At 69.0% G+C, this 14,560-nt stretch carries 12 protein-coding genes; 5 read left to right on the top strand and 7 right to left on the bottom strand.

All coding sequences use genetic code 11. From position 1 onward, the window contains the following. Window positions 1–172 precede the first annotated feature (172 nt). On the top strand, window positions 173–1,051 hold the full coding sequence (locus VL129_RS03425) for an SGNH/GDSL hydrolase family protein (protein WP_325410090.1): 879 nt from the start codon (window positions 173–175) through the stop codon (window positions 1,049–1,051). A 7-nt stretch (window positions 1,052–1,058) separates the two neighbouring features. Here VL129_RS03425 and VL129_RS03430 read toward each other — a convergent pair whose 3' ends face one another. From VL129_RS03430 to VL129_RS03445, 4 genes are all read right to left on the bottom strand, one after another. Next, complete coding sequence (locus tag VL129_RS03430) at window positions 1,059–1,412, bottom strand: DUF1428 domain-containing protein (protein WP_325410092.1); 354 nt, start codon at window positions 1,410–1,412, stop codon at window positions 1,059–1,061. A gap of 88 nt (window positions 1,413–1,500) precedes the next feature. Continuing rightward, window positions 1,501–2,670, bottom strand: coding sequence for a polysaccharide deacetylase family protein (locus VL129_RS03435; protein WP_325410094.1), 1,170 nt, complete (start codon window positions 2,668–2,670; stop codon window positions 1,501–1,503). After that, window positions 2,670–3,860, bottom strand: coding sequence for a YfaP family protein (locus tag VL129_RS03440; RefSeq protein WP_325410097.1), 1,191 nt, complete (start codon window positions 3,858–3,860; stop codon window positions 2,670–2,672). Before VL129_RS03440 ends, VL129_RS03435 begins: the two co-directional genes overlap by 1 nt. Window positions 3,861–3,997: 137 nt before the next feature. Continuing rightward, window positions 3,998–5,356, bottom strand: a complete 1,359-nt coding sequence (locus VL129_RS03445) for an SEL1-like repeat protein (RefSeq protein ID WP_325410099.1) — start codon at window positions 5,354–5,356, stop codon at window positions 3,998–4,000. A gap of 143 nt (window positions 5,357–5,499) precedes the next feature. Here VL129_RS03445 and VL129_RS03450 point away from each other — a divergent pair, with 143 nt between their 5' ends. Further along, window positions 5,500–10,218 (top strand): DEAD/DEAH box helicase, encoded by a 4,719-nt coding sequence (locus VL129_RS03450; RefSeq protein WP_325410101.1) that lies wholly within the window; start codon window positions 5,500–5,502, stop codon window positions 10,216–10,218. On the opposite strand, the gene VL129_RS03455 is transcribed toward VL129_RS03450, so the two are convergent. Next, window positions 10,187–10,693: a hypothetical protein gene (locus VL129_RS03455; RefSeq protein ID WP_325410103.1), complete on the bottom strand. Its 507-nt coding sequence runs from the start codon at window positions 10,691–10,693 to the stop codon at window positions 10,187–10,189. The genes VL129_RS03450 and VL129_RS03455 overlap by 32 nt on opposite strands. 364 nt (window positions 10,694–11,057) lie before the next feature. Further along, on the bottom strand, window positions 11,058–11,768 hold the full coding sequence (locus VL129_RS03460; RefSeq protein WP_325410105.1) for an RNA pseudouridine synthase: 711 nt from the start codon (window positions 11,766–11,768) through the stop codon (window positions 11,058–11,060). Window positions 11,769–12,013: 245 nt separating this feature from the next. Here VL129_RS03460 and VL129_RS03465 point away from each other — a divergent pair, with 245 nt between their 5' ends. Then, window positions 12,014–12,613, top strand: coding sequence for a response regulator transcription factor (locus tag VL129_RS03465; RefSeq protein ID WP_325410107.1), 600 nt, complete (start codon window positions 12,014–12,016; stop codon window positions 12,611–12,613). 100 nt (window positions 12,614–12,713) lie between these two features. Beyond that, entirely contained in the window at window positions 12,714–13,229 is a 516-nt protein-coding gene (locus VL129_RS03470) for a hypothetical protein (RefSeq protein ID WP_325410109.1), read from the top strand. A gap of 51 nt (window positions 13,230–13,280) precedes the next feature. Here the strand turns inward: VL129_RS03470 and VL129_RS03475 are convergent, their stop codons facing one another. After that, window positions 13,281–13,721, bottom strand: coding sequence for a Z-ring associated ZapG family protein (locus VL129_RS03475; protein WP_325410111.1), 441 nt, complete (start codon window positions 13,719–13,721; stop codon window positions 13,281–13,283). A gap of 205 nt (window positions 13,722–13,926) precedes the next feature. Here VL129_RS03475 and VL129_RS03480 point away from each other — a divergent pair, with 205 nt between their 5' ends. Continuing rightward, window positions 13,927–14,556 carry an alpha/beta hydrolase gene (locus tag VL129_RS03480; protein ID WP_325410113.1) on the top strand — a complete coding sequence of 210 codons (630 nt, stop codon included), beginning with the start codon at window positions 13,927–13,929 and terminating at the stop codon, window positions 14,554–14,556. The last annotated feature ends 4 nt before the right edge of the window (window positions 14,557–14,560 follow it).

Here is a 14,560-nt window from a genome sequence, read left to right on the forward strand (position 1 = left end):
CGAGCGGCGTCGGACACGCGGACCCTTTCCGGGGGCCCGCGGCTCAGTCAAGCAGACAGTCGGCGGAGCGCGAGCAGGTTTTGACAGACGGTCGAATCGCGGCTAGACCCTGCCTCGGCCGGGGCGTGCGGCCTGACGTCGGATAAGGAAGCCAAATACAGGGAGAGGCGCCATGCGAACACTGGCCGGTCTGATGCTGCTCGTCTGGGTGCTGAGCGCGCGGGGCGAGGCGGAAGGCGAGGCGAAATGGTTGCACGGCCTGCCGTCCATCGTGTGCTGGGGCGACTCGCTGACCACCTCCAGCTACCCGCGTTTCCTGGCCAAGCTCACCGGTCGCACGGTCACCAATCGGGGCGTGGGCGGCAACACCAGCGCGCAGATCGCCGCCCGCCAGGGGGGCCGGCCGACCTATGTGAAGCTGGCTGGCGGCAGGATCCCCGCCAGCGGGCCGGTGGACGTCGCGGAGTTCACCGTGGTGCCCATGACCCAGTACGGTCGCCAGCAGCTCGAAGGCACGCTGGGCGGTGTGCGCGGCGTGCTGCATCGCCACTCGGACACGGCCTACACCTTCACTCGCGCGCAGGCGGGGGAGGCCGTCGACGCGCCGGTCGCCCTGCCGTTTCTGATGGACATCGGCGACACCGACCACGAGATCGCCGTCATCTGGGCCGGGCGCAACAACTACGACGAGCCGCAGCAGGTGCTCTCCGACGTGCGCGCCATGGTCGAGTTCCTCAAGCCGCTGCACAAGCGCTTCCTGGTCATGCCGCCGCCGAATGCCGACTTTGCCCACGAATACATCGGCGGCCGGCATTACGCCGACTTCGTCGCCATCCGCGACGGGCTGCGCGCGGCCTACCCGAACAACTTCCTGGATATCTGGCAACTGCTGGTGGAAAGCTACGATCCGCGGGACGCCGGCGATGTCGCCGACTACCGGCGCGGCATCGTGCCCCGCTCACTGCGTGACGATCGCATCCACCTGAACGAGAAGGGCGCGCGGCTGGTAGCCGAAAAGGTGCGCGACTACCTCCATCTCAAGGGTTACTGACGCCCGGCTACACCTCGAGGATCATCTCGAAACCGCCGAAGATCAGCCGCTTGCCATCGAAGGGCATCGGATTGGTTTCCGGCGCCAGGCGCGGATCGCTCATCACCTTGTCGTGGGCCGCGTCGCGCACGGCCTTCGAGGGCCAGAGAATCCAGGAAAACACCACCGTCTCCTCCGGCTGGCACTGCACGGCCATCGGAAAGGAGGTCAGCTTGCCCTCCGGCACGTCATCGCCCCAGCACTCGACCACCGAGAGCGCGCCATGCTCCTTGAACACCTGCGCGGCGATATCCGCGTGGTGTTGGTATTTCTCCCGGTTGGCCGTCGGCACGGCCGCCACGAAGCCATCGACATAGGTCATCTCAAGGTTCCTCCGCAGGGGTGATGGAACTGATCAGAGTAGGTCGCGCGCGGCAAATGGCGAACGCCGCGACCAGCGGCGGCGTCGCTCAGTGCCGGACCGCCAGCTCCCGGCAGTCCGGCCAGGACACGGCCTCGCCGAGCGCGGCGAACACCCCGGGCAGGGCGTCGCGCGCCTTGCCATGCACGTCATGGAACAGCAGCACGCCACGCCGCTTGATCAGCATCAGCGCGAGCATGCGCGTGCCGATGGCGTCGGCGCCGAGCGCGCGCTGCCAGTCCTGGGAATCGAGGTTCCACAGCGCTACCTGGATGCCCTGTGCCGCGAAGAAGGCGCCGCTGTCCGCCGTGCGCTGGCCATAGGGCGGGCGGAACAGCGGCAGGATAGTGCTCTGCGGCAGGGCGCTGTGCAGCAGCGAACGGGTGGTGAGGACCGAGGCCTGCCAGTCGTCCCAGCGGGCATGCGAGCGATGTTCCCAGCCGTGGGAAGCCACGCATTGACCGGCATACAGGCGCGTCAGCGCCTCGGCGCCCTGTGCCCTCAGGCGTGCCTGCAGGTTCTCGCCGAGCACGAAGAAGGTCGCGGTCTTGCCATGCTGCGCCAGCATGGCCCGGGTGGCCTCGGTGTGGGCGCCGGGCCCGTCATCGAAGGTCAGGAAGAACTGCCGGTCGTCCCGCTCGTCGCCGGACCATTCGTGGCTGCCGAACGTGGCGATCTCGCTGCTCACCGTGGGGAACAGCGCGGCGAGGCGCATCTGTTCCGTCAGATAGGCCTGACTGAACGCCGTCAGTTGGCCGCGCCAGGCGGCCAACTCCTCGCCGAGCCCGGCCAGCGCGCGCTGCGCCGCCTCGCCCAGCAGGGCGAAGTCGCCGACCGGGCCGACGCAGCTCCAGTCGCCGGCCCGGCAGTCGGCGCTGGCGAGCTGGTAGTTGCGCCAGACGCGTGCCCGTTCCCCGTCCTGCCACTGGGCGAGCGAGGCGTGGTTCAGGCGCTTGATGCGCAAATGCGTCAGCAGCTGGGCCTCGTCCCGTTGCGGCAGGCCGTGCAGCGTGCTGGCGTAGACCAGCAGGGCCGCGCGCGAGGCGCGGTCGAAGCCGGCCGATGTATCCAGCGGCTCGCCCCAGGTGCGCAGGTCGAGCGTGGCGACGTCGGCCGGGCCGGCCGCCTGGACGGTTGCGCTCGCGCCGATCAACCCGCTCGCCAGGGCGACGGCCAGGCGGATTCGCCTGGCCGCGCCGCGTGCTGGCCAATGCGCCATCAGCGCGCGCCGTTCTGCATCATGCGCTCGATGGCCCGGTCGTAGACCGGATTGGCCTTCTGGTCGCGGGCGTAGCGGTACTCGCGCAGCGCGTCGGACCACTGCCCGGCCTTCTCATAGATGCGGCCGTTGTTGTAGTGCGAGCTGGCGCGCACGGTGGGCGCCGAGGCGCCGCTGGCCAGGGCGATGGCCTTGCGGTTGGCCCACAGCGCCTCGGCCACGCGACCGGCTTTCTGGAAGGCCAGGCCCAGGTTGCTGTAGGCCTGGCCGTAGTTGGCGTCCTGGTCGATGGCCGCCTGGTACAGACGGATCGCTTCGTCGTACTGGCCGGCGTGGTAGGCCTGCTCGCCCTGGCGATTGAGGCCCTTGGCGCGCTGCAGCCGGTCGGCGCCGTAGTCGGTGCGCTGGCTGACCAGGGTGCCCACCACGTCGCCGAACTCCGAGGTGCTCAGCCGCTCGAGGCTGGAGACGTTCTTGAGGGTGTTGAAGTCCTCGATGTCACCCGACTCGGTGACCGCGAACACGGTCCACAGGTTGCCCACCTGGTTGCGCGGCACGTAGTAGGTCTTGATCAGCGTCTGGCCGACATAGACGAACACCTTGGCGTTGCTCTCGGACAGTCGCTGGCTGTTCATCCGCGCGCGGTCGCTGAAGTTGTGCACCGCATAGACATAGCGCGAGCCGTCGTGCTTGCGCTCGATGGTGATGGTCTCCGGGCCGTAGCTGGTGGTGTCGTCGACATCCAGCAGGGCGTCGCGGCCGCGCATCTTGTCGAAAAACACGTGGTTGCCGGGGAACAGCAGGTGGGAGTCCAGGTCTTCGGGATAGCGGCCCCAGTTGAGCACGATGCGCATGCCGTCCAGGTTCTGCATCACCGGGCTGATGGCGTAGGTCATGCCGTCACAGGGGCACTTGACCACCAGGTCGGAATAGCCGGGCTTCTTGACGATCAGCAGGCTGTCGCTGGCGTCGAACGCCGGGTTCAGCGTGGCCTGGCCGCGGGCGTTGGTCACCGCCGTCACCGACTGCTCGCCGTTCTTCTGCAGGATCAGCGAGGCGCCTTCGATCTTCTGGTCGCGGATGGTCGCGCTGAGGATCTGGATGTCCAGCGGCGCCGCCTGCGTGGCGGGGGCGAAACAGGCCAGCAGGAGGGCGACCGGGCTCAGGAATTTCACTAGCGTGGTGTGCATCGATTCTCTCTTGGCAGTCATTGGGTCGGTAGGCGCACGCGCGTCGAACGTGCTCGATATGCGGCGCAGCCGTCTAACTCGCGCTTTCAAGCTCGCGGCATAGTGCCATCATGTGTCTCTGGGCGAAATGCCCCGTGTCAATGCCGCGACGGCTCGGCCGGCACCGGCGGTGCGTCTGGCTCGATTTCCAGCAGAAGCCGGCCTTCCACCTCGTTCATCGCCAGTGGCAGGCTGCGGTCGGGGAGCTTCAGGGCGAGGATCGCGCCCTGTTCCAGCGACTGGCGAATCGTCATCGACAACGGCCCGGCCGAGCGGGCACAGCCATCGGCATCGACATGGCCCTCCAGCAGCTGGCGCGGCGGCTGCTGCGCATGGTGGGCGTCGAGGCGCCAGCGGGTTTTTCCGCCGGAGGGCTGGGTGCCCGCGCAGGCCTGCAATACCAACGGCAGGTCGGCCAGCGGTCCGGCGACGCTCTGTTGCCGCCTGAGCATGCGGGACCATTCCAGTCGGGCAATGATCCGCTGCACCTCATCGGGAAGCTCGGCGCCCAGCCAGCTCATGGCGATGATCCGCCGCACGCCTTCGCGCAGCACCTCTTCGTCTTCTTCGCCGCGCAGCGAGGCCAGGATCGTTTCGCGAGCGGGATACATCGCCTCCTTGATGCCAAACAGCGCGGCATGCTCGTAATGGGGAAGCACCTGCTGCGCATCCCACTGGTCACCGCCAAGGCCCTTGGAGGCCATTTCGGCGAACTGGTAGTGGGCCATTGCCACGTCCTTTTCCGCGCCGACAAACAAGGCGGCGCGCGCCTCGACCAGCTTGCCCTCTTCCAGCAGCAGCATGCCGTAATGGGTCCAGGCATCGCCCAGCCCCAGCGCCTTGCCCTTGTCCAGCCATTCGATCGCGCGCGCCCGGAGGGCGGCCAGGTCCAGCGAGCCGGCCTCCGGCCCGGACGCCCGGCGCGCGGCTTGCAGCGCCTGCAGGTATTGCCATGCCGCCTTGAGCAGCATCATGTCCTGGCCGCTCTCGGCGTAGGCCTGGACGAAGTAGTCGCCGGCCCGCCCCGAACGCGCCACGAAGTCCGCAACGGCAAGCTCGCTATCCAGTGGCGACGGGCTGGCCAGCACGCCCAGGTTGTGCAGGGTCGGCATCTTCAGGCCGCGGGCCAGGGCCTCTTCGTACAACTGGATAGCCAGATCGGGGTCATTGCGCTGATGCAGGCTGGCCAGGTTATGGCTGGCCCGGGCGTAGCCCAGCTGGCGGGCCTGCTCATAGAACTCCCGGGCCCGCGTCCAGTCCATGCGGGCGCCCTTGCCGGTGTGGTGGGCCTTGCCCAGCAGGAACAGCGCCTCGGCATCTCCCGCAGCCGCCGCCTGCTGGGCCTGGGACAGGAACTCGGCGTAACGGCCGGTCTCGAACAGCTGCTCCAGCGTGGCGGCCTGGGCGGTGGCGCCGAGGCACAGGGTCAGCAGCAGGGGGCGAACAAACAGCTTCATAGCGAATTCCATGCAGTGGGCCGGACCGAACTTACTCGATTCGTCCCGGACCCGTCTATTACGGGGCTTGCAGCGGTTTCGCGCGGATCGCCTCCGACCGCCAACGCTTGAGGGCTGGCCCGACCCGTTCCATAGTGCCGGGCATGAACCGCGCCGACGCCAACGACCCGCTGGCCACCTTCCACCCTGCCGTGCAGGGCTGGTTTCGGCGCGCCTTTGCCGGGCCGACCCCGGCGCAGGTGACGGCCTGGCCGAGCATTCGCGCCGGGCGTTCCACCCTGGTGGCGGCGCCCACCGGCTCGGGCAAGACGCTCACCGCCTTTCTCGCCGCGCTGGACGACCTGTTGCGCCAGGGCCTGGCCGGAGAGCTGGCCGAGACCACCCAGGTGGTCTACGTCTCGCCGCTCAAGGCGCTGTCCAACGACATTCACCTCAACCTGGAGCTGCCGCTGGCCGGCATCGCCGAGGAGCTGCAGCGCCTGGGCCTGCCGCCGGTGGAGATCCGCACGGCGGTGCGCACCGGCGACACGCCGCAGGCCGAGCGCGCGGCGCTGCGCAAGCGCGCGCCGCATATCCTGGTGACCACGCCCGAGTCGCTGTATGTGCTGCTCGGTTCGCCATCCGGGCGGGCGATGCTGGCCGGCACGCGCAGCGTGATCGTCGACGAGATCCACGCGGTGGCCGGCAACAAGCGCGGCAGTCATCTGGCGCTGAGCCTGGAACGCCTGCAGGCGCTGTGCGCCCAGCCGCTGGTGCGCATCGGCCTGTCCGCCACGCAGAAGCCGTTGGCGGCGGTGGCGCGCTTCCTTACCGGCGGGCAGGACTGTGCGGTTGTCGACATCGGCCACCGCCGCGCCCTGGACCTGGCCCTGGAAGTACCGCCGGTGCCGCTCGAGGCGGTGATGAGCAACGAGGCCTGGGAACTGGTCTACGACCGGCTCGCCGAGCTGGTGCGCGAGCGGCGCACCACGCTGGTGTTCGTCAACACCCGGCGGCTGGCCGAGCGGGTGGCCCGGCACCTGTCCGAGCGCCTCGGCGAGGCGGCGGTGGCCGCCCACCACGGCAGCCTCGCCAAGGAGCAGCGCCTGCAGGCCGAGCGACGGCTGAAGGCGGGCGAGCTGCGCGTGCTGGTGGCCACCGCCTCGCTGGAACTGGGCATCGACATCGGCGACGTGGAACGGGTCTGCCAGATTGGCTCACCGCGCTCCATCGGCGCCTTCCTGCAGCGCATTGGCCGCGCCGGCCACCAGGTCGGCGGTGTGTCGAGCGGACGCATCTTTCCCACCTCCCGGGACGAGCTGATCGAGTGCGCCGCACTGCTCGATGCGGTGCGGCGTGGCGAGCTGGACCGGCTGCACATCCCGCGCGCGCCGCTGGACGTGCTGGCCCAGCAGATCGTCGCCGAAGTGGCCTGCCAGGAATGGCACGAGGAAGCGCTGCTGGCGCTGATCCGCCGGGCCGAGCCCTATGCCGAGCTGGATGAGGCGCACTACCAGGCGCTGCTGCGCATGCTCGCCGAGGGCTACACCCGCCGTCACGGCGCACACCGCGCCTACCTGCACCGCGACGCGGTGACCGGCACGCTGCGCGGGCGGCGCGGCGCGCAACTGACCGCGCTGACCAGCGGCGGCACCATCCCGGAAACTGCCGATTACGCCGTGCTGCTCGAACCCCAGGCGCTGAATATCGGCACGGTGAACGAGGACTTCGCGGTGGAAAGCCTGGCCGGCGACGTGTTCCAGCTCGGCAACCAGTCCTACCGCATCCTGCGCATCGAACCCGGGCGGGTGCGGGTGGAAGACGCCCACGGCCAGCCGCCGAACATTCCCTTCTGGCTCGGCGAGGCGCCGGGGCGCAGCGATGCGCTGTCCGCCGCCGTGGCGCGCCTGCGCGAGGAGGTGGAGCAGCGGTTGGGTGGGCCAACCTGTGGGGCCGGGTTTATCCCGGCCGAAGGGGGTGGGGGCGACACCCAGGCGCGCGGACGGCCTCCGTCGGCCGGCGTAAAGCCGGCCCCACAGGAAGCCGGCGAACCCGACCGCCTGGCCCCGGCTGTTGCCTGGCTCACCGACGAGCTCGGCCTGCCGCTGGCCGCCGCCGAGCAGATCGTCGACTACCTGGCCCGCGCCCAGTCCGCGCTGGGCGCGCTGCCGACGCAGCACTGTCTGGTGATGGAGCGCTTCTTCGACGAATCCGGCGGCACGCAGCTGATCATCCACTCGCCGTTCGGCAGCCGCATCAACCGCGCGTGGGGGCTGGCGCTGCGCAAGCGCTTCTGCCGCACCTTCAACTTCGAGCTGCAGGCGGCGGCCACCGAGGACGCCATCATCCTCTCGCTGTCCACCAGCCACAGCTTTCCCCTCGACGAGGTATGGCGCTACCTGCGTGCGGCCTCCGCCGAGCAGGTGCTGATCCAGGCGCTGCTCGACGCGCCGCTGTTCGGCGTGCGCTGGCGCTGGGTGGCCGGGGTCGCCCTGGCGCTGCCGCGCATGAGCGGCGGGCACAAGGTGGCGCCGCAGATCCAGCGCATGCGCAGCGAGGACCTGCTGGCCACGGTGTTCCCCGATCAGGTGGCCTGCCTGGAGAACATCGTCGGCGAGCGCGAGATTCCCGACCATCCGCTGGTGGCGCAGACCCTCGATGACTGCCTGCACGAAGCCATGGATAGCGAAGGCTGGCTGGCCCTGCTGCGGCGCATGGAGGCCGGTGAGGTGCGTCTGCTGCAGCGCGACCTGCCGGAACCCTCGCCGCTGGCGGCCGAGGTGCTCAGCGCACGGCCCTACGCCTTCCTCGACGACGCGCCGCTGGAGGAGCGGCGCACCCAGGCGGTGCTGGCGCGGCGCTGGAGCGACCCGCAATCCAGCGATGATCTCGGTGCGCTGGATGCCGAGGCGATCCTCGCCGTGGCCGAGGAAGCCTGGCCGCAGGCGCGCACCGCCGACGAGCTGCACGAGGCGCTGATGGGCCTGGCCTGCCTGACCGATGCGGAAAGCCGCAGCGATCCGCAGTGGCCGGCGCTGCTCGCCGCGCTGGCCGCCAGCGGGCGGGCGACGCGTCTGGAGGTCGCGGAAGGCGAAGGCCTGTGGCTGCCGCTGGAGCGCCTGGCGCAGTTTCGGGTGCTGTATCCGCATGCCGCGTATGCGCCGAGGCTGACGATTCCCGCCGCGTTCGCCGAGGCCGGCGACGAGGATGCTGTGCTGACAGACATCGTACGCGCCCGGTTGTCCGGCTTTGGCCCGCTGCCGTTGCCGCGCATTGCCCGCGCCCTGGCCCAGCCGGCCAGCGCCATTGCGGCGGCGCTGGCCGCGCTGGAGCGCGAGGGCTATGTGCTGCGCGGGCACTTCACGCCGGGCAGCCGCGAGGAAGAGTGGTGCGAGCGCCACCTGCTGGCGCGCATCCATCGCTACACGGTCAAGCGCCTGCGCCGGGAAATCGAGCCGGTGGAACGCCGCGATTTCCTGCGCTTCCTGTTCGACTGGCAGCGGCTCACCCCGGCGACCCGGGGCGAAGGGGCGGAGGCCGTGGCGGCGGTGCTCGACCAGCTCGAGGGCTATCAGGCTGCGGCCGCCGCCTGGGAAGGCGAGCTGCTGCCGGCGCGCCTCAAGCGCTACGACAGCGCCTGGCTGGATGCGCTGTGCCGCTCCGGGCGGGTGGTCTGGGCGCGGCTGGCCGGGCGGCAGACGGCCGGCGCCGGGCCGGTGCGTGGCACGCCGATCGTGCTGTTGCCGCGTCGCCGGTTGTCGCTGTGGATGTCCCAGGCCGGCACCGCCGAGGCGCAGCCGTCGCCGCGCGCCCAGCGGGTGCTGGACGTGCTGGAACGTCAGGGCGCGCTGTTCTTCGACGAACTGCTGGAGGACGCCCACCTGCTGCGCAGCGAGCTGGAAGATGCCTTGGGCGAGCTGGTCGCCCTGGGCCTGGTGAATGCCGACGGCTTCGCCGGTTTGCGGGCGCTGCTGACCCCGGTCGGCAAGCGTCCGACCCGCACGGGACGGCGGGCGCGCGGTGGCGCTTTGATCGGCGGCATGGCCGATGCCGGGCGTTGGGCCTTGCTGCGTCGACCCGTTGAGGAAGGCGCCGCCGCCGGGGCTGGCGGGCGCCAGCCGTTGGCCGGGATAAACCCGGCCCTACAGGGTGCGGCGGAGATGGGTACTACATCCGGGGCTGGCTGGCGCCAGCCTCTGGCAGGGGTAAACCCGGCCCCACAGGGTGCGGCGGAGGAGACTGTAGGGCCGGCTTTACGCCGGCCGGCGGAGGCGGGTTCTACATCCGGGGCTGGCGGGGGCCAGCCTTTGGCTGGGATAAACCCGGTCCTACCGGATGCGCAGGGATCTCCCCTCTCCCTCGACGGGAGAGGGGCCGGGGGAGCGGGTGTGCCTCCGAACCCCCTGGAACACATCGCCCGCGTGCTGCTGCGCCGCTACGGCGTGGTGTTCTGGCGCCTGTTGGAGCGCGAGGCCGACTGGCTGCCGCCGTGGCGGGAACTGCTGCGTGTGTACCACCGCCTGGAGGCGCGCGGGGAAATCCGTGGCGGGCGTTTCGTCACCGGCCTCAGTGGCGAACAGTTCGCCCTGCCCGAGGCGGTCGGCCTGCTGCGCGAGGTGCGGCGCCGGCCGGCGGCGGGGGAGCTGATCCGCGTCAGCGGCAGCGACCCGCTGAACCTGCTGGGTACCCTGCTGCCGGGCGAGAAGGTGCCGGCGCTGGCCGGCAACCGCCTGCTGTATCGCGACGGCGTGCCGGTGGCGACGCAGATTGCCGGCAAGGTCGAGTTCCGTGACGTGCCGGATGAAGGCGAGCAGGAGCGCCTGCGTCAGGCGCTGGTGCGCGATGAGTGGCTTACTGGCCGCGGACCCGGGCCGGCGGGTTGACCAACTGGTCGACCACCATCAGGGCGCGGGGGAACGAGGGGTAGCCGCCCTTGGCCACGTCCAGCTCGGCATAGGCCTGCCGGTAGCGCAGGGCGCGGTCGCGGTCGGCCTGGGGCGCCAGGAAGGGTTCGTTGTAGATCTTGTAGAGCAGCGCCAGCGCGTGGGGATGACGGCGTTCGGCGGCCCGTTCGAGCAGCGGCAGGATGCGTTCCAGTGCCGCGCGCTGGCGGATCAGCGACACCGCCTGGTACAACGCCACCTCGCCGCGGGGGTCCTGGTCGGCGATGCGCGCCAGCAGGGCATCGGCCAGCTCCAGGCTGCTCTGCGGGCCGGAGGTGACCAGCAGGCGGGCCTGCATCAGGTCGTTTTCCTGCAGCAGGCGCTGTGCGTGACTGTCGAGCACCACGGGCTCGCAGGGCTTGGCGGCACAGCCGCCCAGCGCCAGGGCGGCGCCGAGAAGAATCCATCGAGTCATGTACGGGTCCGTCGTCCGGGAGGGTGAGCACCCTGCTGGTCATAGTCGAGGAAGCGGATCAGTGTGGATCGGTGCTGGCAAATTGCGAGGCGCCGCACATATCGAGGGACGGCACGTCCCTTGTGGGGCTGGCTGGCGCCAGCCCTTGGCCGGGATAAACCCGGCCCCACAGAGTACGGCGGAGGAGACTGTAGGGCCGGCTTTACGCCGGCCGGCGGAGGTGGGCCTACAGCCGAGGCTGGCTGGCGGCAGCCCTTGGCCGGGATAAACCGGCCCCACAGGGTGGGCGAGTGGCGCAGCATCGGGGCTCGTGGTGGCCAGCCACGGCGAGGCGCAAACGGGTCTATGACCGGGCAAAAAGAATCTAGAAGCGCTCGTTCGGCTTCAGGTAGCGCCACTGTCCCTGCGGCAGCTTGGCCATGCTCACGGTGCCCAGGCGGATGCGGCGCAGGCTGACCAACTGCAGACCCACCAGCCTGCACAATGTGCGGATGTCGCCCGGCTGGGGCGCCTTCAGGGCCAGGCGCAGGTGGGTTTCGTTCTGCCAGCTGGCCTTGCACACCGGCAGGGTGCGTTCGCCCTGGCGGATGCCGCGCTTGAGCTTGTCCAGGCCGCCGTCGACGAGCGTGCCCTTGACCTCGGCAACATATTCCTCTTCCAGCGGCTTGTGGCGGTTGGTCAGGTGACGGGTCACGCCCCAGCTCTGGGTGAATACCAGCAGGCCGCTGGCCTCGCGCTCCAGCAGACCGACCGGCTGCTGGTGTACCAGATGCTTGTGCACGGCGCGCAGAGTAGGGTCATCCTCGGCCCAGCGATTCTCGCGGGTCAGCAGCGCCAGGGCCTGCTCCACGCTGCAACCGGCCGGCTTGTGCAGCAGCAGGGTGGCCGGCGGCACATCCTCGGCCTCGGCGCCGGGCAGCAGCACGATGGGTTCGTCGGTCACCTTGAACTGCGGCTGTTCCACCACTTCGCCAGCGACGGTGACCCAGCCGCCCTCGATGTACAGCTCGGCTTCGCGACGCGAGCAGCCGAGCAGCTCGACGAGGCGTTTGGACAGGCGGACGGGTTCGGTCATGGTGCAGGACTCCGGAAGGGGCTGCGATTGTAGCCTCGGTTCTGTCCGAAAAGTGCCTGCGCTCGGCCATGCTGCGTTGAAAGTCGGCTCGGAATGCTCATTTACGACCAGTAAACTTCGCTTCCTCGCCGCTTTCGCCTTGCCTGGCCTTCGCTCGGCTGACTTTTCGTACAGACCGAAGTTCAAGTTCGGGCCGGTCTGTTTGTGGATAGAATGACCCGCCTGCCTTATCCAGGGACTGTTCGATGTCCTCCAGATCCTGCGTCTATCTGATCGACGACGACGAACTCATTCTTGACCTGCATGCCGAGCTGCTGAGTGCGTCCGGCCTGAAGGTCCGCCGTTTCTCGTCGTCGCGCGCCTTTCTGTCGAGCTATGCCGCGACGGGCGACTCCGAGTGCATCCTTTCCGACCTGCGCATGCCCGAACTCGGTGGCCTGGAGCTGCAGGCCGAGCTGCTGGCCCGCGGTGTCGAGACGCCGCTGATCTTCATCACCGGCCATGCCGATGTCGCCACCGCCGTTGAGGCGATGCGCCGTGGCGCCTTCGACTATGTGGAGAAACCGGTGGACGGCCGCCATCTGCTGGCGCGGGTGCAGGCCGCGCTGGCGCGCTGCGCCGAGCTGCGCCAGGCCGGGCAGGCCCGTCGCGAACGCGAGCAGCGGCTGGAGCTGCTCACCGCGCAGGAACGGCGTATCGCCGAGTGGGTGGTGCAGGGCAAGTCCAGCCGGGAGATCTCCGAACTGGCATCGATCAGCGTGCGAACGGTGGAGAATCACCGGGCGCGGATCATGGACAAGCTGCAGGTCGGTTCGGTGGTGGAAATGGTCCGCGCCCTGTTGTAGACGCTGTTTCGGTGGTCGCTGGGGTGGAACTGTTGCCGCTCTCGTGGGTCGCTTTTTCAGAGCGAATGCTCCATGTGTGTTCCCATGAAGAGGCTTACCCATGAAAAGACTTATGAGCTTGTCCGTACTGGCCGCTGCGTTGTTGCCGGTTGCCGTTCTGGCCGCGCCGACGGCGGGAACCCAGGAAATCACGCTCAGTGGCGCTGGCAGCAGCGACAAGGACTTTGATAGCACGCTGCTGAATGTCCAGGGCAGCTGGGGGCAATACCTGAACGAATCGTCCCTGTGGGGCATTCGCCAGTTCGTCGGCATCTTCGATACGGAAGGTGAAAGCACCAAGTTCCAGGGTGCGACCCGGGTGTTCTACGACTACCACTTCGGCACCGGCAACACTCGGCCGTTCATTGGCGCCAGCATTGGCGGCATTTATGGCGACAACGTCGATGACACCTTCATGGCCGGCCCGGAAATCGGCCTCAAGCACTGGGTAAACGACAGTACCTTCATCACCGGTATGGTCGAGTACCAGTTTCTGTTCGACAGCGGCAGCGAGGCCGAAGATACCTACGACGACGGCACGCTCTTCTACAGCCTGGGTGTGGGTTACAACTTCTGAGCCCGGCCCTGAAACGAAAACCGGAACCCTTGGGTTCCGGTTTTCTTCGGGTCAGGGGCGCAGCCCGTAGTGTTCATCCAGCGTGCCCGGCGCGCCGGCCGGCTTGGGCGCATAGTCCTTGGGCGCACGGGAATCGAGCAGGTCCGATTCCGGGGCCTGCAGCCGCTCGCGCTTCTCCTGCTCGCTGTGCAGGGCTGACAGCAGTCGCTGGCGGGTCACTTCATCCAGCGCCAGGCGATCGATGCCCTCGGTGAGGTGTTCCTGCACATCCTGGTAGCTCTGGGTGAGCTTGCGCACCAGTGCGGCGGTGGTGTTGAAGTGGGTCACCACTTCACTCTGGTAGGTTTCGAAACGTTCCTGCAGTTCGTCGAGCTGACTCTGGGTGCGGCTCGGCGCGACACCGGGTGCCAGGCGGGAAATCAGAAAACCGATGACGACCCCGACAAGCAGGGCAATGGCCGGCACCAACCAGACCATGAGCGACTGTTCCACGAGTCCTTCCTCTATTTGCGGGTTTGTTTTACGTTAGCGACCCCAGTCTGCCCCCGAACGCCGCTCCGTACAATGCTACGAAACGCCGGGAAACACTGGTGGCGCGGCCGTCTGTCCGGCGGCGCGCCCTGTGCCGGTGGTGCCTGCACCGCCCGGACCTGAACCAAGACGAGTCGACCCCCAACCGGGTCACGGAGTTCCTGCCTTGCTCACCCGCGAAACCCCTCTGCAGCTCGACGGCCCCAGCGGCGCGCTCGAAGCCCTCTACCTGCCGGTGCCCGACGCGCGCGGCCTGGCGCTGATCTGCCATCCCAACCCGGTCAAGGGCGGCACCATGCTCAACAAGGTGGTTTCCACCCTGCAGCGCACCGCCCGCGACGCCGGCTACAGCACCCTGCGCTTCAACTACCGGGGCGTGGGCGCCAGCGCCGGCAGCCACGACATGCACATGGGCGAGGTGGACGATGCCGAGGCCGCCTGCGACTGGCTGCGCGCGCAGCATCCCGAGCTGCCGCTGAGCCTGCTGGGCTTCTCCTTCGGCGGTTTCGTCGCCGCCGCGCTGGGCGGTCGCCTGGAAGCGCGCGGTCAGCAGCTGGAGCACATTTTCATGGTCGCCCCGGCGGTGATGCGCCTGGACGAAAACGTAGCGCTGCCGCAGAGCGGCACACTGACCCTGATCCAGCCCGAGGACGACGAAGTGGTGCCGCCGGCGGCGGTCTACGCCTGGTCCGAAGCCCTGGCGCGTCCCCATGAGCTGCTGAAAGTGGCAGAATGCGGCCACTTCTTCCATGGCAGGCTGACCGACCTCAAAGAGCTGGTCAGCACCCGTCTCTGAACGG

The organism is Pseudomonas sp., from assembly GCF_035497915.1.
Classification (GTDB): Bacteria; Pseudomonadota; Gammaproteobacteria; order Pseudomonadales; family Pseudomonadaceae; genus Serpens.